The sequence below is a fragment of the Sphingorhabdus sp. 109 genome, assembly GCF_902506555.1.
Lineage (GTDB): Bacteria > Pseudomonadota > Alphaproteobacteria > Sphingomonadales > Sphingomonadaceae > Parasphingorhabdus.
On sequence record NZ_LR732707.1, the window covers coordinates 2,518,811 to 2,535,223 of the forward strand.

The window sequence follows — 16,413 nt, forward strand, 5'->3', positions numbered from 1 at the left end:
GCGTTTCTGTTCCTTAGTTACTTCAGATATTCGGCGGCACCGATCCGGTCGGCTTTCAGACCGCTCTCGTTCAGGCGAGGCTTCGCCTTCAGCGCGCCCAGACTGTCGTCCAGAGCCTGACCAACCGCAGACAGCGTCACCGCCGGGAACAAGGCGACAGAATAGCCTATTTCCTCGACTATAGTCGCATCAGTGACTTCGTCATCGCAGCGCAGCAGGTTATGCAACAAGGGAACATGTCCGCCCAATTGCCGGACCAGTTCCTCCATCTGTTCGCGTCTGGTGAGCGACTCTACGAAAATCATATCTGCTCCCGCTTCCGCATAAGCATGGGCGCGATCCATTGCCGCACCGAAGCCTTCGCTGCTCATCGCGTCGCTTCGCGCGCTGATGATGATATCCTGATCGACAAGGGCATCGCGTGCAGCCTTGATTTTCCCGACCATGGTTTCGGTGCCAACCAGCGGCCGGGACAAAGGTGCATCCGCAGCCTTTACTTCCAGCTGGTCTTCCATCTGCAACGCCGCCACGCCGGCCCGTTCAAACAGCCTCACCGTGCGCGCCACGGTATAGTCATTGCCGAAACCCTGATCGACATCGACCAGCAGCGGGATCGAGATCCGTTCTGTTATCCGGCCGACAATTTCACTGGTCTCGGTTAGCGACAACAGACCGATGTCGGGTCGCGCGAGATGTGTCGCCGCCAGTGAGGAGCCGGACGCGAATACCGCTTCAAATCCGGCCGCTTCGGTTCTGTAGGCGCTCAACGCATCGTAGATACCGGGAACCACGATGATTTCCCGCTGTTGCATCCGCGTCCGCAATTTTCTGGCTAGACTCATTGCCGCCTCTAATCAAAATTGCCAGGTCAGCGCGGCGGGGCCAACGGAAGAAAAATCTGCTGACTGCATGGCAATCCCTCAAATAGCGTCCATCCCAGGAGGTCCCCCGGCGGGGAAGGGAGAGACAATGAAACCCGTCAATAAAGCGCAAGTGATATTTCGTCGCCACCACCCCGGCTTTTGTTCAACTGGCGGTCAGTTGATCGCCGGTTTGGTTTCATGCCGGCGTGTCCTAGCCCATGATCAGCAACGGACTCTCGACCAGCAGTTTGAAAGCCGCCATGAATCTGGCCGCAACCGCTCCATCGATGGCACGATGATCGAAGCTGGCGGTGGCGGACAAGATTGTAGCGAGCGCTAATTCTCCGTACACTTTCCAAGGCTGTTCTATTCCTGCACCGATGCCGAGGATGAGCGCTTGTGGCGGATTGATGACCGGAAACATCTCGTCGATACCAAACATACCTAAATTGGATATGGATGCTGTCCCGCCCTCATAATCACCGGGCACCAGTTTGCCTTCGCGCGCCTTTGCGGCAAGCGCCTGACTCTGCTCTGCAATGGCGGACAGCGAAAGCGACGCGGCGTCCCGGATAACCGGCGTAACCAGACCGCCATCAATGGCGACGGCCATGGCGATATCGGACCGGCTGAACCGATGCAGCATATCCCCGCCAAACTGCACATTCGCGTCCGGCACTTCGGCCAGCGCTCCGGCGAGAGCCTTGATCATGAAATCATTGACCGAAAGCTTTACTCCCCGCGCCGCCAGACTGGCGTTAAGCTCGCGACGCAACGTGAGGAGCGGATCGAGATTGCAACGCACGGTCAGGTAGAAGTGGGGAACCGTCCGTTTGGATTCACCCAGCCGGCGGGCAATGGTCTTGCGCATTGTCGAGAGCTTGACGCTCTCGACCGGCACGCCTGGAGGCGGATCATAGACAAGCGGAAGCCGGGGTTCCGTTATTTGCGCCGCCGCAGTCTGCGGAGGCGACAGCAATGAGGGCAGGCCGAGGTCGGCCTTGACGATTTTGCCGCGCGAACCCGACCCCTTGAGACTGCCAAGCGCAAGCCCTTTCATACTGGCAATACGCCGCGCGAGTGGGGTCGCATTATACGCCTTTCCGTTAGCGCGCCCGTCGGTCGCCGGTATCGGGTCAGCAACCGGAGCCGGCGCCGGTTCCGGAGCGGCTGGCGCTGCCGATCGCTGTGTTTCCAGCAAAGCTTCAGCAGCAGCCGGCTGGCGGGTTTCCGGTGCCGGGGCGGCTACTATGTCTTCCCCCTGTTCGGCCATAGTAGCGATCGCCGTACCGACAGGGACATCATCGGTCCCCTCCGCGAACAGAAGCGAGGCTATCCGTCCCTCGTCAACCGCTTCCAATTCCATTGTCGCCTTGTCGGTTTCAATCTCGGCAATCACATCGCCCGATTTGACTTCATCGCCAACGGCGACGAGCCATTTTGCCAATGTCCCTTTTTCCATCGTCGGGGACAATGCCGGCATTTCGACGTCAATCGCCATCTTAATTCTCCAGAAACAGTTCAGCGACAGCGTCAACGATAGCCTCGGCATCGAGGCGATACTCGCGGTAAAGGTCAGGCAAATCGCCGGTCTGGCCAAAGCGGTCGGTGCCCAGAGGGCTGACTCGCATGCCTTTCACACCGCCAAGCCAAGATAGCGCACCCGGCGAACCGTCCAATATTGTCACCAGTCCGGCACCGGGTGCCAGAGCGGACAGCAAATGTTCGGCATGCGAGGGTGGAATATCCGCTCGTCCGTTGGTCCACCGGCCGGCGCGGCACGCTGACCAGCCCCGGTGCAGCAGATCGGGTGACGTCACATTGAGAAGCCCCAGCCCCGGCATGTCTTCCGACAGGCTTTCCCATGCTTCCAGTGCCTCAGGCGCAACAGCACCGGTGAAAATAATCGCAGCTTCGGCCCCGGGACCCGGCGGACGCAGCCAGTAGCCGCCTTTCAAGGCGTCTGCCTCCCAGCTGTCATCACTGCGTTCGATCTGCGGCACCGAGCGTGTACTCAACCGCAAATAGACCGAACTGCCATCCGGCTTCTGCATATGTTCAAAGGCATGGCGCATCATCAGCGCCAATTCGTCGGCCCACGCCGGTTCGAAATAGTCGAGATTGGGCTGGCCCATGCCGATGAGCGGCGTGTTGATCGACTGATGCGCTCCACCTTCGCCGGCAAGCGTCAGACCCGACGGCGTTCCAACCAGCAAAAAGCGGGCGTCCTGATAACAGCCATAGTTGAGCGCATCGAGACCGCGCGCGATGAACGGATCATAGACCGTGCCAATCGGCAGCAGCCGCGTGCCGAAATGCGGCGCAGAAAGGCCCAGCGAGGTCAGCATCAGAAAGAAATTATTCTCAGCAATGCCCAGTTCGATATGCTGGCCTGCCGCATGGGCCGCCCATTTTTGCGCTGACGGAATTTTCGCTTGCCGGAACACATCGGCCACTTCCTGACGGCGAAACAGGCCACGCTGGTTCACGAAAGCACCAAGATTAGTCGTCTGCGTCACATCCGGTGCAGTCGACACGATCCGGTTGCCGATTTCTCCGTCGGACTTGGCGAGATCAAACAATATTTTGCCGAAGACCGCTTGCGTCGACAGTTCATCGCCGTCAGGGACCGCGAAACGAGCAGGAACCGCTATCGCTTCGGCGTCCTGCTCTGGCGGCGTCTTGGCGAAGGCACTGTTTTCCATGAAGGCTTTGAGCTCGGCGGCGATATTATCGCCCAGCCCCGCAAAGGGTTCCCATTCATCCCCTTCGGCAATGCCGAGCCGATCGCGCAGACCGTGAATCTGCGGCGGGTTCATCATACCCGAGTGATTATCCTTATGGCCGGCCAGTGGGAGGCCGAATCCCTTCACCGTATAAGCAATAAACATGGTTGGCAGTTCGTCGTCCGCCGCATCGAACGCTTCGGTCAGACTGGCCATGCAATGACCGCCCAAATTGGTCATCAACGCAGCCAGCTGCTCGTCATCATAGCCGGCAAGGAGCTCTCTGACATTTGTCTTGTCACCTATATCGGCAAGCAACCGCTCACGCCACGCTTCTCCGCCCTTGTAGGTCAGAACGGCGAAATCGGCATTCGGGCAATTGTCGATCCATTCCTCCAGCGCCTTGCCGCCCGGTTTCTTGAATGCCGCCTGCTGGAGCTTGCCATATTTCAACGTGACGACTCGCCAGCCACATGTTTCGAATATATCGTCGAAGCGCCGGAACATCCGGTCGGCCGTGGTGCTGTCGAGCGACTGCCTATTATAATCGACGATCCACCAGCAATTGCGGATATTATGCTTATATCCCTCGATCAGGCACTCGTAGATATTGCCTTCGTCCAGCTCGGCATCACCCATCAGCGCGATCATTCTGCCCGCGTCTTCGTTTTTTACCTGGCCGTGCGCGATCAGATAGTCCTGCACCAGGCTCGAGAAAGCCGTGACTGCCACGCCGAGACCGACCGAGCCGGTTGAAAAATCGACGGGGATGCTATCCTTGGTGCGCGAGGGATAGCTCTGAACCCCGCCAAGGCCGCGAAAATTGATCAGATTGTCCCGCGACTGCTTGCCGAGCATATAATGAATCGCGTGGAGCACCGGCCCGGCATGGGGCTTGACCGCCACCTTGTCCTGTGGCCGCAACGCGTGGAAATAGAGCGCCGCCATGATTGCGGTCATCGACGAGCAGCTCGCCTGGTGCCCGCCGACCTTCAGGCCGTCGCGCTTTGGCCGGATATGATTGGCATTGTGCACCGTCCAGGACGAAAGCCAGCGCAAGCGCGCTTCCAGCGTTTCCAGCATATTTATGGTTTCCGCATTAGAGCGCTGCACCGTCTTCACCATGTTTGAATCTCCGGATCTATACGTTTGCTTATAAATGTTTCCGGCCAACATGTCCTTGCTATTGGTTGCGCCATATCTTAGTAAATTGGCATAATTTCTCGATTTATTGATTCTACAAGGCAGATTATGTCAAATATTGGGATAGATGCCTATGACCGGCGGATATTGGATGCGCTTCAGACCGATGGTCGCATGACCAACAGCGATCTTGCGGAAAAAATCGGACTATCCCCCAGCCCGTGCCTCCGCAGGGTTCGCCAGCTCGAATCCAGAGGCATGATCTCCGGCTATGTCGCTCTGGTCGACCCGCAGGCCATTGGCCTTTCCGTTTCTGCTTTCGTGCGCGTTCGCCTCGATCAGCAGGATGACCAGCACCTGCGCGCCTTCGAAACGGCCATTGCCGATTTCCCGGAAGTGATGGAATGTTATTTGATGAGCGGAGATTCTGATTACCAGTTGCGGGTGATGGTGGAATCGCTGAATGCGTTCGAGGATTTTCTGCGTAACAAGCTCACCATGATAGGTGGCGTTGCTCAGGTCACCACAAGCTTCGCCTTGCGTCCGATCATCTACAAGACCGCATTGCCGCTCGGACAATGAACGGGCACGCCCGCACGCTGGAAGACCTGCCGATTAACCGCTTTACTCCGGTACGTTGAGGTCTGCGATCAGACGGAATCTGTTGCGGTCACTCCGTCACCACACTCCCGCATCCATTTCAGGGAACCGGGATTCATGCCCTTGAACTTCGGCGCATCGGATAGCGGCGCCAACAGCAGCGGACTGTCTGGATCGAGCTGCCATTTGATCCGGTGATAGAGCGGGGAGCGGTTCAATTCGCTGCTGATGAGAAACAGGTTATCATCGACCCTGTAGCCATCGCCGTACAGATCAAGCGGTTGCTCCGTGGTTTGCGGACAATATAACAGATAGAGAGCCATGATCGATCGCCACCTTTTTCCAGCCATGGTTTGCGCCAATATTCCGGAACAGCGATGCGGATTTCCGGATGCCGCTTCGGATGATCAACGATATTGGCCTGTCCATGGTTCCCAATTAAATTCGGAACCGTCTGCTCGACTGGAAGGCCTGACGATCATATCTCACTATGCCGCGTTGCCACTTGCCGGGGTATAGGCCGGAATCCACCGACAGGTGCCGGCCCGTTTTCAAGAAACGATCAATAAAACCGGACCATGATGTCGATCATTTGTCTTAACCGGCCAATGAACCCGATCGCGCTTGAATTTGTTAACCTGCCTGATGCGATATGGCCTACTATTCTGGCTCCAGCAGGGAATGCAGATAGTGAAATCTATATTGGTCGTCGGCGCCCACGGCATCCCGGATGTCGAAGGCGGCGCTGAGAAAAATGCTGAACGGCTATTTCCTCTGGTTGCAAGCCGGGGCTGGACCGTATGCCTGGCCGGGATGAAGCCTCATATCCACAGTGACCATTATCGCGGAGTTTCCCTCAGGTCCTCCCCGTCGCTGGGCGTCCCCGCAATAGACCGGATGCTCTATACCATCGCGACGCTGTTCCATGCTGTCCGGATGCGGCCGGACATTGCCCATTTCACCTGCCTGAGGGCAGCGTTGCTGCTATGGGCCTATAAAATGGTCGGCTGCAAGACCGTCGTTAGCTATGGTGCCAATTGTCACTCCAGACCGGCGAGCGGCCCCGCGAAATTGGTCATGGGCTGGGCAAGATATCAGCTGCGCCTGGCCGATGAAATAATCTCCGTCACCCCCGCTCTGGCCAGGAAGATCGACGGCCCCGGCAAGAAGGGTAATATCCATGTGATCGGCAACGCGCTTGACCGGTCCGAACATTATCCGGAAGGTCTGCCCGCGCCAGTCAGCGGCGACTATATTTTGTTCGTCGGCAAGATATCGCGGAAAAAGAATATCCACAGCCTGATTTCCGCTTTTCGCATCTTCGCCGAGGACCATCCGCAGATGCATCTGGTGATCGTCGGAGACTGGGGGAAACAGAGCGGTCGCAAGCAGATCGAGGAGCTGGAAGATGAACGGATCATATTGCTCGGCAGCCTGCCGCGATCAAAATTGGCATCCCTGTACCGCGGCGCACGCTTTTTTGTAAACCCGTCGATCCGGGAGGGCCATTCCAACACCTTGCTCGAAGCGATCAGCCTCGGCTGTCCACTGCTATTGAGTGATCTGCCGGAGAACCGGGATCTGAGGCTCAATGCGAAACATTATTTCAGCCCGGGCAATATCCGCAGCATGGTCAGCGCGCTGATCCGGGCCAATGCCAATCCGGATGCATTTCGGGTCGACCCGGCCCGTTTTCCACAATGGGAAAAGATCGCCGACCAGACAATCAGCCTTTACGAGTCAATGCTCTCCGATGATGGCGTCCGTCAGCCATCCGGAGCCGAGACTTCACGAGCATAGGCGAGAACAGTCGGCGGGCGCTCGATCCGCCAGCGGGCGGTAGAAAATCCCGGCGTCCAGAAGACGCCGGGTGCTGTAACGGGTTCAGAATGTATATCCGACTTCCACACCAAAGCGACGAAGGCTTCCGGGTGACACGAACGAGCCGCCGAATTCGACCGCAGTGATCACCTCGTTGAGATAGCGCTTGTCGAGCAGATTGTCCGCAAAAGCGGTGATGTTCCAGTTGTCCCCTTCCAGTCCGAAACGCAGATCGAGCACGCCAAAGGCATCGCGCTCGGTGATTGACATGTCCGCGTCACCGACGAAGGCGGGCAAAGCCAGAGTAGAGCCGGGCAACAGACCGCTGAAGAGGGTCGGGCCGACATCTTCCTGAACCGTGTGAAACCAGGTCGGACCGGTAATCCGGTAGTCGGCGCGCATCACCAGATCGAAACTGTCGGCAATCGGAGCAACCATCTGGGTGCCCAGATTGATCGTATAGTCCGCAGTGTGCGGCGACTTGTTGCCCACCGTATAGGGACGGGAGGCATTGGCCTTGATCTCGCTTTCGGTAACATTGACCGAACCGAACACATCCCAGCCCTCGACGATTTCCGCATTGGCGTTGAATTCCAGTCCGTAGATATCGACCTTGTCGATATTCGAAACCACCCGCAGCAACCCGAAGGAACCGACGAAAAATTCGAAGAACTGCATGTCATCGACTTTGGTATAATAGCCGGCGAGATCGAAGGTTATCGCGCCATTGACAGCCGAGCCCTTGAAACCGGCCTCGAACGCGCTCGACGTTTCCTTGCGATAGATATCATTGATCAGGATATCGGTACCGAGGAACTGGTTGAAATTCTGGTCGACAATGGCGGCCGATCCCTGGTTGTTGAAACCGCCCGATTTGAATCCGATACCCCAGTTGGCATAAAAGTTCAGATTGTCGGTCAAACCGTAGCGCAGCGAAAGTTTTGGCTGCAACTCCTTGAAGGTTTCCTTCTGGTCCGGAATCGGGCCGAAAGCCTGACCGGGGTTGATCGGACCACCGGTGATCGGATCGGTTACCAGCGGCACCCGGCTGGAGACTTCCCGCTGCTCGATATCGTAGCGCAGGGCGAGGCTGACATCGAAATTGTCGGCGACCTGATAGTCAAGCGAGCCGAAAGCGGCATAGACATTGGTGTTAAAATTGTCGGAAAACAGCTGCGAGGTCGGGTTGCTGCTATCCGCATCATTGTACAATTGGCGGATGATGCCCTGCCCGAGATCGGCACCAAGGCTGATTCCGACATCGCGATCGATGTTCAGATAATAGGCTCCAATCTGCCAGCCCAACGGCCCGTCGCCATTGGACGCCAGCCGCACCTCCGCACTGATGTCGGTCTGTTCGCGAATCTGATATTGAGTGCCGTCGCAGGTCGTCGGGCTATAGGCGCCCAGCGTTGATCCATTGACCGGATCGAAAATGAACGGGATCGGATTATTGCCGATAAACGTCGGCGCATTGAGCGGAAAGCCCGTCAGTTGCGCCGTGCTGGTGAAACAGGCGTTCGACGCCGCCACCGATGCGGGCGTTGCGCCGGGGAAGGTATAGCGCGCGAAATCCGCCGAGGTGCCGTCTGCCGTCAACGCCTGGTCGACGTCGCTGTAGAGCGCCCATGCGGTCAGCGTCATCGTGTCAAATTCATGGGTCAGCTTGACCGATGTTTCGAACGTGGTCTGGTCGTTGGTCGGACGGATATTGGAATAATAGCCGAATTCGTGATCGTTCACATCTTCGAAAAAGGCCGGATCCACACCCGCAAAATTGGGGAGGTGGAAGGCGGTGTTGAAATTGATCGATGCCCCCGAAAGATCGGCATAGCGCGCCTTGACATCGATTTCGGTTGAATCGCCCAGTTCGGCGATGAACCGGCCGTCAACCGACCAGGTTTCCTGGTCATCGACCACTTTGCGGTTGTCGAGGAAGCTGTTGCGATAAAAGCCGTCGCTGGTGTTGTAGGAAGCCGACAGCACCAGACCGGCGCTGTCACCAATCGGTGTCGAGATATAGCCCGAGGCTTTATATGTATTGTCTTCTGCAGCGCTGAGCTTGACGCCGCCTTCCAGAATGTCACCCGGCTTTAGCGTCTGGATGACAATCGCTCCGGCCGCAGCATTGCGTCCATAGAGCGCGCCTTGCGGGCCTTTCAATATCTCGATCTGGCGGAGCGTGCCCTGGTCCTGGTTGAGCTGCGCGGTGTTGGTCTTGAGAATGCCGTCGACGACAAGAGCGACCGAGCTTTCCGCGTCACGAGCGCCGTTAACGCCGCGAATGTTGATCTGGGTGTCACCCGCTTCTGCGGTACCGCTGACAATCGTCACGCCGGCGGTCAGCTGAACAAATTCGTCTGCCTGCTGGACGCCGGTCCGGTCTAGCATATCGGCGGTGAACACCGTCACCGATGCCGGCACCTCGGCCAGCAATTCGTCCTGGCGACGGGCCGTCACGATGATGACATTGCCATCCTGGGCTTCGCTCGCCGTCTGCTCGCCGCCGCTCTGCGCGAAGGCTGGGTTAACGGCAACAAGCGCGGCGAAGCCGGCCGATAGTGAAAGAGCTCTTCTGATAGGACGCATTTTTCTTCCTTCCCTGAATGGAAAAATTTGCGGGCTTTTTGACCCGTCAAATGGGTTAGACGAGCACATTGGCTCCGCTCATGTAAACATAGACTTCCTGAAACTTGCCGTCGCGAACGCGCCAGAAATTAATATTGTTGAGCAATGTGACGTTGCCATCGGCATCGGTCAGTTCGGCCACGAAAGAAGCTGCGATGCGGCCATTGGCTTCATCAACGGTGCAGTTGAAATCGCGATGGATGATGGTTTCATAGGCAGAGAAGAAATCCTCGAACATGCGCCGGATTTCTTCCTTGCCGCTGTGCCGGGTGAAATCGGTCTGGACGCAGAAGAGGGCGCCGTCATGGAAACAGTCGAGCGTGGCTTCCATATTCTTGGCGTCAACATTGCCGAAATAGGTTTTGGTGGCGAGCTCGATCAACTCATCGCGGGACAGTCCGGGTTCATATTGCATCAGACGTCTCCCTCTTTCAGCAGATTGTCGCCGCTCATATAAACGGTAACGTCCTGGAACAGGCGGTCCTTGCAATAGAAGCGGTTGCAATTTTCATAGCGCAGCTGCTCGCCGCCATTGGGCGTGATGAGCACCGTGAACTGCGAACAGATCGCGTTGGATGCCGGGTCGGCGGTGTGGACAAAATTGCCGTGCCAGATCTGCTCGAAATCCGCGAACAGCTTTTCGAACATTGCGCGGATCGCGTCGCGGCCCTTGTGGGTGGTGTCCGAGGTTGCTTCGTAAAGCACTGCGTCGGGCGCGAAACAGTTGAGCACCTGGGTCATATTCTTGTTATCGACGCCGTCGAAATAGCGCTTGGTCACGATGTCTATGTAGAAGGGGTAAGGCAAGGGCACCTGGCCTGCCATCCCGGGTGTCCAGTCCGTCATTAATACCATCCCTTTCGAATATCCTCGTCTTTCGGCACTTCGGGCGCCGGAAAGGCTTTCTTGCTGTGGGTCAGGCCCAGTTCAATCAGCGTTTCCAGAAATTTATAGGCAACCTGCCCCGGGTTGAGCACCGGGATCGGCAGGTTATCGTCGAGAAATTTGGCCGACTGGTGCATGGTGGTCGATCCCAGCACGATAACATCCGCGCCGTCCTCTTCCATCGCAAGCGTCGCTTCTTCCACGAGCTTGTCGAATATCACCTCTTCCTTGCCAGCCAGCAATTCGGTGACATCGGGCCGGGTTTCGATCGAGCGTAGCGAGGCCACCCGTTCCCACCAGCCATATTCGGTTAGCGTCTTCTCATAGAGCGGGAACCATTCGGGCCACATCGTCAGCACGGTGAATTTCTTGCCCAGCATCATGGCCGCGGCAAAGGCCGCTTCGCCGGGACCGACCACCGGAATATTGAGACGCGAGCGGAGCGCCCGCATGCCGCTGTCGCTGACCGTGTCGATCAGGACGCCGGCATAGCCTTCTTCCTCGGCCTTGATCCCGGCCTGGAAAACGGTCCAGTCCATCAACAGCGTGTCGTGATAACTGTCTCCGAGCGCAGCCCCCCAGGGTACAGCGACAAATTCGGGCTGGAAACCGCTGCGGACAAAGTCGGCGGGCAATTGCTCGGCTCTGGCCGCTACTCCCTCTGCATCCATAGGGATCGGCACGATAACCTTGATCCGTTTCATAGCGATTGCAGCATATTCATAACCTTCATCCCCCTGAACACTTTCTATTGTATACAATTGCGTTCCGTCAAGAGGAAAGGTGAAGGCTTGCCCATCGCCCCTATTTCGGCCAATAGCCGGTCCATGACCCGTGCTTCCGATCGTGCCTATCGAAAAATTCGGAGCTTCATCCTTTCGGATGACGTGCACCCGGGCATGCAATTGACCGAAGAGCGACTCGCCGAGATTTCTGGCGTTTCACGGACGCCGGTGCGCGATGCGGTGCAGAGGCTGGAAAACGAGATGCTGCTGGTTCGCAGCGCCTCGAAGCGGCTTTCGGTGGCGGACTGGTCGCATGATGAAATTGACGAGATTTTCTCTCTCAGGGCGATGCTCGAGTCCCACGCGGCGGAACGGGCCGCACAGCGGATGGATGACGAAAGCCTAGCCAGGCTGCGCGCCATCAATGTGACCCTGACCGAAGCAGTCAACCGACCGGAGGCCGATATTGCGACTTTTCTCGAAGCAAACCGGCAGTTTCATGGCCTGATTCTCGATCGCGCCCAGTCCCCGCGCCTGAGCCAATTGCTCCCGTCCCTAGTCGAACAGCCGGTCGTTCGCCGCACCGCCGCCCAATATTCGCGCGACGACCTGATCCAGTCGGGCATTGATCACGAAGAGCTGATCGCCGCTTTTGCAGCCAGGGATTCAAAGTGGGCGCGCGCGGTCATGACCAGTCATATCCGCCGCGCCTTTCACAGCTTCAGCAGCGCAACCTCGAGAATTGCGAAAGACTGAACGCAGGCCTGCCTCAGATAATTCCGCGCTCCTGCAAGTCTTTCATTTTTGCGCTGTCCATACCCAGTAGCTCGCCATAGACAGCTTCGTTATGCGCGCCCAGATCCGGCCCCACGCTATCGATATGGCCGGGAGTCTTGGACAATTTCGGCGCGACATTCTGCATGACGAAATGCTCGTGATGGGGGTGGTCCATCTCGACCAGCGCCTCGCGTGCCTTGAAATGCGGATCTGCCAGCATTTCGGGAGCGCGATAGACATTGCCCGCCGGGACGCCATGCTCCTCGCACATATCGAGCAAATCCTGGCTTTTTATGGTCTTGGTCCATTCCATGATCAGTTCGTCCAGTTCGGTCTGGTTTTCACCGCGCGCAACATGAGTCGCATAGCGGGGATCTTCGGCCAGCTCCGGCCGCCCCATCATCGCAGCCATGCGTTTCCAGACGCTGTCCTGATTGCCGCCGATCAATATGCTGCCATCGCTGGTCGGATAGACATTGGAAGGGGCAATTTTTGGCAGAATCGACCCCGTCCGCTCCCGGATATGGCCCGCCACCGTATATTCGGCGACAGTCGATTCCATATTCGCCAGCACCGCTTCGTAAATAGCCGAATCGACAACCTGCCCTTCGCCGGTCTTGTGCCGGTGCTCCAGCGCCATAAGCCCGCCAAGACAGGCGTAGGTGGCGGCAAGCGAATCGCCAATCGACAAGCCAGCGCGGCTGGGCGGACGGTCCGGTTCACCAATGATATAGCGCATCCCGCCCATTGCCTCGCCTATGCCTCCATAGCCGGCGCGGTGCGAATAGGGACCAGTCTGACCATAGCCCGAGACGCGGATCATGATCAGCCCCTTGTTGATCGCGCTCAGCGTCTCGTAATCCAGACCCCATTTTTCCATCGTGCCGGCGCGGAAATTCTCGAGCAGAAAGTCGGATTTCTCGACCAGCTGCTTGACGATCGCCTGACCTTCCTTTTCCCGTAAATTCAGTGTGATCGACTTTTTGTTGCGGCCGACAACGGAAAACCAGAGCGGAATGCCCTGGCCCCAGCTGCGCATCGCGTCACCAACCTTTGGCGGCTCGATCTTGATTACTTCTGCGCCATGGTCGCCCATCAGCTGGCCACAGAACGGCCCCGCGATCAGCTGACCCATTTCGATCAGCCGCAACCCGGTCAATGCACCTTGCGTCATGAAAAATACTCCCGCATCATCCTTTCTTCTATACAAAGCAGTTACAGGATTGTATACAATTTATATGAGCACAGATAGTCGCACCGCGATCACCATTTTGGAAGTCGGCCCGCGAGACGGGCTGCAAAACGAAGCCGAAGTCATTTCTACGGCGGACAAGCTGGGCCTGATCACCCGCATGCTGGATGCCGGGGCAAAGCGCATGGAAGTGGCCAGTTTTGTCCATCCGGGCCGGGTTCCGCAAATGGCGGATGCGGAAGCGGTTATTGCCGGCCTGCCCGACCGCGATGACGTTTCCTATATCGGCCTTTGCCTGAACAAGCGCGGCGTGCTGCGCGGGCTGGCAACGCGCGAAGGCAACAAGCGCGGGATTGACGAAGCCGGCTGCGTGGTCGTGGCCAGCGATACATTCGGCCAGAAGAACCAGGGCCAGACCATCGAGCAGGGGATCAGAGAGAATCGCGAGATGATCCGCTTCGCCAAAGCCGAGGGACTGAAGGCGCAGGTTACCATATCGGCCGCCTTTGGCTGTCCATTCGAGGGCGCGGTGTCTCCCGAGACGGTTCTCCATATCGCCGAAGAAATGGCCGCCGAAGACCCCACGGAAATCGCACTGGCCGACACGATCGGCGTCGGCGTTCCGGCGCAAGTTACCGACTTGTTCGGACGTCTCCGGGAATTGCTTCCCGGCCATATTAAGATGCGGGCCCATTTCCATGACACGCGCAACACCGGTATAGCCAATGCATGGGCCGCCGTGCAGGCCGGTGTGGAAACGCTGGATTCCAGCCTCGGCGGGCTGGGCGGATGTCCGTTCGCGCCCAATGCCACGGGCAATATCGCGACGGAAGATCTGGTCAACCTGCTCAACCGCTCCGGGATTGATCATGATCTAGATCTGCAGAAAGCCATCGCCACCAATCAGTGGTTCGAAACGATTCTCGGCCGGCCGCTGCCGTCTCTGGTTGCGAGAGCCGAATCCTGAATGACAAGATAATAAGAGAGAGATTGAAATATGGGGTATCGATTGGGTGTCGACGTCGGCGGAACTTTTACCGACCTGCTGCTGATTGACGAGGCTACCGGCCAGACGTTCCGGGACAAGGTCCCGTCGACCCCGAGCGACCCCTCTCAGGCGGTGATCAATGGCGCAAGGGGGTTGTGCGAGCGACAGGATATCGCGCCCGACCAGATCGATCTGTTCCTGCACGGCACCACCGTCGCGACCAACGCGGTGCTGGAGAAGAAAATTGCAAAGGTCGGACTCTTGGTCACCGACGGCTATCGCCACTTGATGCAGATTGCCCGCAGTCTGGTGCCTGGTGGGCTGGCAGCCTGGATCATCTGGCCAAAACCCGAACCCATGGCAGCCCTCGAACGCACGATCGAAGCACCGGAACGAATGGATGCCGAAGGCAATACTGTCCGCGAACTGGACGAGGGAGAAATGCGCGCCCGACTAGAAAAGCTTAAGGCATCGGAAGAAGTCGAGGCGCTGACCATCTGCCTGATGAACAGCTATGTCGATGGTCGTCACGAAAAGGCCGTCGCGGCCATTTGTGCCGAGGTCTTTCCGGATATTCCGATTTCCATCTCCTCCGACATCCTGCCGGAAATGCAGGAATATGAACGCGCCCTCACAACCATCGCCAATAGCGCGGTGCGCCCGGCTGTCGCCCGCTATGTCGGCAATCTGGAACGGGAACTGAAGGATTGGGGTAGCAAGGCAAAACTCAACCTGCTGCGCTCCGATGGCGGATTGATGTCGGCGGAAAAAAGCGCCGAGGCGCCGGTCAATCTGCTGATGTCCGGGCCGGCCGGTGGTGTTGCCGGTGCCGTCTGGGTAGCGAAAAGCGCGGGCGTAAAAAATATTCTCACGCTTGATATGGGCGGCACGTCGACCGATGTGGCGCTGATCGAGAATGGCGCGGCGCGGCTGCAGCGGGAAACCTCGGTCGGGGACCTAAATGTCCGCGCGTCGTCGATCGACGTCAAAACCGTGGGCGCCGGCGGCGGCTCGATCGCCTTTGTGCCCGAACTGACCAAGGCGCTGCGGGTCGGCCCGGAAAGCGCCGGCGCGGTCCCCGGCCCGGTGGCTTATGGCAAGGGCGGGGAATTGCCGACCGTGACCGACGCCAATGTCGTGCTCGGCTATTTGCCGGAATCGCTGCTCGGCGGCAGCTTTACCCTCGATCGCGAGGGCGCGAAGAAATCGGTGCAGACGATCGCCGACGCGCTGGGTATCGACCTGATGGATGCCGCTGCTGGGATCATCGATATCGTCAATGAAAATATGTTCGGCGCGCTGCGGCTGGTCTCGGTGCAGCAGGGCTATGATCCGCGCGACTTCGCCCTGATGGGCTTTGGCGGCGCCGGACCGCTGCACGCCAATGCAATGGGCAAGCTGATGAACAGCTGGCCGGTGATCATTCCGCCCTCGCCAGGCGTGCTCTGCGCCTATGGCGATGCAACAACACGACAACGCGTCGAAACGCAGCGCAGCTTCAACAAGATGGTCCAGAACACGACCGATGAAGAGCTCACCGCCTATCTCGACAGTCTCGGCGCGCAGGTGAAACAGGAGCTGGAGGCCGAAGATGTCGCGCCCGGCGATATCGAATTGCTTTATGAAATCGATATCCGCTACGCTGGCCAAGCCTTCGAAATTCCCCTGTCGGTGGAACCCGAAGGCCTTTCGATTGCCAGCCTGATCGCCCGCTTCGATACCGAGCACGAACGATTGTTCACCTTCAATCTCGACGAGACACCGCACGAAATCGTCAACGTCCGCGCCGTGGCGCTCGGTAAATCCGCCGATGTTGCGCCGCCATCGATCGGCAAGGGCGACGCCGACCCGGCCGCCGCAAAAACCCGTGATCATCAACTCTACATGGACGGCAAGATGCAGGACGCGGCAATCTATGACCGCGCCCTGCTGAAAGCTGGCAATCGCGTCCAGGGACCTGCCATCGTCACCGAAATGGACAGCACGACATTGGTGCACAGCGGCTGTGAAGCGCTGGTGGACGACCATGGCAATCTGATCATCAACCTGGTGGAAGGAGCCTGAT

14 protein-coding genes are annotated in these 16,413 nt (G+C 58.0%); 5 read left to right on the top strand and 9 right to left on the bottom strand.

Annotation, left to right across the window (positions count from 1 at the left end):
- Nucleotides 1-17 precede the first annotated feature (17 nt).
- The 3 genes from BOSE62_RS11830 to BOSE62_RS11840 all read right to left on the bottom strand — a co-directional run bounded on the left by BOSE62_RS11830 (nt 18) and on the right by BOSE62_RS11840 (nt 4,714).
- Nucleotides 18-842 (bottom strand): isocitrate lyase/PEP mutase family protein, encoded by an 825-nt coding sequence (locus BOSE62_RS11830; protein WP_159646465.1) that lies wholly within the window; start codon nt 840-842, stop codon nt 18-20.
- A 232-nt stretch (nt 843-1,074) separates the two neighbouring features.
- A complete protein-coding gene (locus tag BOSE62_RS11835; protein ID WP_159646467.1) occupies nt 1,075-2,364 on the bottom strand; it encodes a dihydrolipoamide acetyltransferase family protein in 1,290 nt (429 codons plus the stop codon).
- A 1-nt stretch (nt 2,365) separates the two neighbouring features.
- Nucleotides 2,366-4,714: a transketolase gene (locus tag BOSE62_RS11840; RefSeq protein WP_201295674.1), complete on the bottom strand. Its 2,349-nt coding sequence runs from the start codon at nt 4,712-4,714 to the stop codon at nt 2,366-2,368.
- A gap of 126 nt (nt 4,715-4,840) precedes the next feature.
- Here BOSE62_RS11840 and BOSE62_RS11845 point away from each other — a divergent pair, with 126 nt between their 5' ends.
- Nucleotides 4,841-5,314, top strand: coding sequence for an Lrp/AsnC family transcriptional regulator (locus BOSE62_RS11845; RefSeq protein ID WP_159646469.1), 474 nt, complete (start codon nt 4,841-4,843; stop codon nt 5,312-5,314).
- Between the two features lie 68 nt (nt 5,315-5,382).
- Here BOSE62_RS11845 and BOSE62_RS11850 read toward each other — a convergent pair whose 3' ends face one another.
- Nucleotides 5,383-5,655: a hypothetical protein gene (locus BOSE62_RS11850; RefSeq protein ID WP_159646471.1), complete on the bottom strand. Its 273-nt coding sequence runs from the start codon at nt 5,653-5,655 to the stop codon at nt 5,383-5,385.
- A gap of 367 nt (nt 5,656-6,022) precedes the next feature.
- Here BOSE62_RS11850 and BOSE62_RS11855 point away from each other — a divergent pair, with 367 nt between their 5' ends.
- Nucleotides 6,023-7,132, top strand: a complete 1,110-nt coding sequence (locus BOSE62_RS11855; RefSeq protein WP_159646473.1) for a glycosyltransferase family 4 protein — start codon at nt 6,023-6,025, stop codon at nt 7,130-7,132.
- An 84-nt stretch (nt 7,133-7,216) separates the two neighbouring features.
- Here BOSE62_RS11855 and BOSE62_RS11860 read toward each other — a convergent pair whose 3' ends face one another.
- The 4 genes from BOSE62_RS11860 to BOSE62_RS11875 are packed head-to-tail and all read right to left on the bottom strand — an operon-like array spanning nt 7,217 to nt 11,427.
- Nucleotides 7,217-9,742, bottom strand: coding sequence for a TonB-dependent receptor (locus BOSE62_RS11860; RefSeq protein ID WP_159646475.1), 2,526 nt, complete (start codon nt 9,740-9,742; stop codon nt 7,217-7,219).
- Nucleotides 9,743-9,797: 55 nt separating this feature from the next.
- Nucleotides 9,798-10,196, bottom strand: coding sequence for a nuclear transport factor 2 family protein (locus tag BOSE62_RS11865; RefSeq protein WP_159646477.1), 399 nt, complete (start codon nt 10,194-10,196; stop codon nt 9,798-9,800).
- Nucleotides 10,196-10,627 carry a nuclear transport factor 2 family protein gene (locus BOSE62_RS11870; RefSeq protein ID WP_159646479.1) on the bottom strand — a complete coding sequence of 144 codons (432 nt, stop codon included), beginning with the start codon at nt 10,625-10,627 and terminating at the stop codon, nt 10,196-10,198. Before BOSE62_RS11870 ends, BOSE62_RS11865 begins: the two co-directional genes overlap by 1 nt.
- Nucleotides 10,627-11,427 (bottom strand): aspartate/glutamate racemase family protein, encoded by an 801-nt coding sequence (locus BOSE62_RS11875; RefSeq protein WP_236553997.1) that lies wholly within the window; start codon nt 11,425-11,427, stop codon nt 10,627-10,629. The genes BOSE62_RS11870 and BOSE62_RS11875 overlap by 1 nt, the downstream gene beginning before the upstream one ends.
- A gap of 66 nt (nt 11,428-11,493) precedes the next feature.
- Between BOSE62_RS11875 and BOSE62_RS11880 the strand changes: the two genes are divergently transcribed.
- Nucleotides 11,494-12,147: a GntR family transcriptional regulator gene (locus tag BOSE62_RS11880; protein WP_159646481.1), complete on the top strand. Its 654-nt coding sequence runs from the start codon at nt 11,494-11,496 to the stop codon at nt 12,145-12,147.
- 13 nt (nt 12,148-12,160) lie between these two features.
- Here the strand turns inward: BOSE62_RS11880 and BOSE62_RS11885 are convergent, their stop codons facing one another.
- Nucleotides 12,161-13,342 (bottom strand): CaiB/BaiF CoA transferase family protein, encoded by a 1,182-nt coding sequence (locus BOSE62_RS11885; RefSeq protein WP_159646483.1) that lies wholly within the window; start codon nt 13,340-13,342, stop codon nt 12,161-12,163.
- A 64-nt stretch (nt 13,343-13,406) separates the two neighbouring features.
- Between BOSE62_RS11885 and BOSE62_RS11890 the strand changes: the two genes are divergently transcribed.
- Nucleotides 13,407-14,327 carry a hydroxymethylglutaryl-CoA lyase gene (locus tag BOSE62_RS11890; protein WP_159646485.1) on the top strand — a complete coding sequence of 307 codons (921 nt, stop codon included), beginning with the start codon at nt 13,407-13,409 and terminating at the stop codon, nt 14,325-14,327.
- A 30-nt stretch (nt 14,328-14,357) separates the two neighbouring features.
- The gene (locus tag BOSE62_RS11895; protein WP_159646487.1) at nt 14,358-16,412 is read left to right on the top strand and encodes a hydantoinase/oxoprolinase family protein; all 2,055 of its coding nucleotides are present in this window, start codon (nt 14,358-14,360) and stop codon (nt 16,410-16,412) included.
- The last annotated feature ends 1 nt before the right edge of the window (nt 16,413 follow it).

What these genes read in the sequence shown, in the direction of transcription:
- BOSE62_RS11830 (WP_159646465.1), bottom strand. Translation starts at nt 842, where the DNA reads ATGAGTCTAGCCAGAAAATTGCGGACGCGGATGCAACAGCGGGAAATC.
- BOSE62_RS11835 (WP_159646467.1), bottom strand. Translation starts at nt 2,364, where the DNA reads ATGGCGATTGACGTCGAAATGCCGGCATTGTCCCCGACGATGGAAAAA.
- BOSE62_RS11840 (WP_201295674.1), bottom strand. Translation starts at nt 4,714, where the DNA reads ATGGTGAAGACGGTGCAGCGCTCTAATGCGGAAACCATAAATATGCTG.
- BOSE62_RS11845 (WP_159646469.1), top strand. Translation starts at nt 4,841, where the DNA reads ATGTCAAATATTGGGATAGATGCCTATGACCGGCGGATATTGGATGCG.
- BOSE62_RS11850 (WP_159646471.1), bottom strand. Translation starts at nt 5,655, where the DNA reads ATGGCTCTCTATCTGTTATATTGTCCGCAAACCACGGAGCAACCGCTT.
- BOSE62_RS11860 (WP_159646475.1), bottom strand. Translation starts at nt 9,742, where the DNA reads ATGCGTCCTATCAGAAGAGCTCTTTCACTATCGGCCGGCTTCGCCGCG.
- BOSE62_RS11865 (WP_159646477.1), bottom strand. Translation starts at nt 10,196, where the DNA reads ATGCAATATGAACCCGGACTGTCCCGCGATGAGTTGATCGAGCTCGCC.
- BOSE62_RS11870 (WP_159646479.1), bottom strand. Translation starts at nt 10,627, where the DNA reads ATGACGGACTGGACACCCGGGATGGCAGGCCAGGTGCCCTTGCCTTAC.
- BOSE62_RS11880 (WP_159646481.1), top strand. Translation starts at nt 11,494, where the DNA reads ATGACCCGTGCTTCCGATCGTGCCTATCGAAAAATTCGGAGCTTCATC.
- BOSE62_RS11885 (WP_159646483.1), bottom strand. Translation starts at nt 13,342, where the DNA reads ATGACGCAAGGTGCATTGACCGGGTTGCGGCTGATCGAAATGGGTCAG.
- BOSE62_RS11890 (WP_159646485.1), top strand. Translation starts at nt 13,407, where the DNA reads ATGAGCACAGATAGTCGCACCGCGATCACCATTTTGGAAGTCGGCCCG.
- BOSE62_RS11895 (WP_159646487.1), top strand. Translation starts at nt 14,358, where the DNA reads ATGGGGTATCGATTGGGTGTCGACGTCGGCGGAACTTTTACCGACCTG.